At 78.7% G+C, this 1,369-nt stretch carries 1 protein-coding gene; it reads right to left on the reverse strand.

The features are described 5' to 3' along the window. Positions 1-1,369 (reverse strand): autotransporter-associated beta strand repeat-containing protein (locus V9L20_RS27225; RefSeq protein WP_337298905.1); only part of this gene is annotated, 1,369 nt, incomplete at both ends.

Consider the following 1,369-nt stretch of genomic DNA (forward strand, 5'->3'; position numbering starts at 1 on the left):
GCCAGGCGGAACGCATCGCGCGTGGTCTGCGCCGTCGTCGTGGCCCCGTTCATCGCCGTCACCACCTCGATGCCGCTGCCCACCGTCAGCGCCCCCAGCCCGCCCAGGTTCGTGATCTGGATGTTCGTCGTGCCGCTGGCAATCGCCGTGCAGCCGCTCAGGATCAGCCGGTCGCTCAGGCTCCCGCTGCCCCCCAGCGCCGTGCCCAGGCGCAGCGTGCCGCCATTGCCCACCCAGGGGCCCTGCACCGTCAGCGTCGCCCCCGGCGAGCCGCTCAGCAGCGACACCGTGCCCGCGCTGGCCATGCCCGCAATGGTCTGGCTGTGCCCCGCCAGGTCCAGCACTGCGCCCGCGTCCACCGTGAACGCGCTCGCGCTGCTGAAGGTGCCCGCCGCCCCCGCGCGCAGGCTGCCCGCCGCCACCCGGGTGGCGCCCGTGTACGTGTTCGCCCCGCTCAGGGTCAAGGTGCCCGCGCCCACCTTCACCAGCTCGCCCGCGCCCGAGATCGGGCCCGACCAGCCCAGGCCATGGCCGTTGCTGTCGATGGTGCCGGTGCCGCCCAGCAGCAGCGCATTGCCCAGGTCCAGCCCGTCCGCGCCCGCCACGAGGCGCGCCGCCGCGCCGCTGTCGATGGCCACCGCACCCAGCAGCGTGCCGCCCGCATTCAGCACCAGGCGGTTGCTGCTGCCGCCGGTGAACGCCACCGCCGGCGCGCGTGTGACGCCGTCGCCGCCCAGCCCGCCGGCCAGGGTGCCGCCGCTGTGGGTGACATCCAGGTCCGCGCCCGTTACCCCGGCGCCGCCCGCCCCCGGCAGGCCTGCCGCGCCGCCGTTGCTGCTGGCGCCGCCTGCACCGCCCGCCCCGCCGGCGATGGTGCCGCTGTTGATCACGATCACGCCGCCCGCGCCGACCGAGGCCAGCCCGGCGCCGCCGTCGCCGCCGTTGCCCGGGGTGCCGGTGCCGCCCACCCCGCCGCCGCCGGCACCGCCCGCGCCCCCGGCGCCGCCCAGGAGCTGGCCGGTGTTGACCACATTCACCGCGGTGCTGCCCGCGAGCGTGAGGCCGGCCCCGCCGGCGCCCCCGCCGCCGCCCGAGGCGTTGCTGCGCGCCGGCAGCAGCTCCGAGCCGCCCGCGCCGCCGGCGCCGCCCGCCGAGGTGCCGCTGTGGGTCAGTGTGAGCCCTGGGGTGGCGCTGCGCAGCCACAGCCCGCTGCCGCCGCTGCCGCCGCCGCCGGCCTGGGAGAAGGCATCGCCGCCCGCGCCGCCGGCCCCGCCGGTGAAGACGCCGCTGGCAGCGACATCGGCCAGGGGGTCGAGCAGCGTGGCGCCGTGGCCGCCTGCGCCGCCGCCGCCCGCGGCCCAGTAGCCGT

Origin of the sequence: Variovorax sp. CCNWLW225 (assembly GCF_037204045.1) — a bacterium.
In the GTDB taxonomy this organism is placed as follows: domain Bacteria; phylum Pseudomonadota; class Gammaproteobacteria; order Burkholderiales; family Burkholderiaceae_C; genus Variovorax.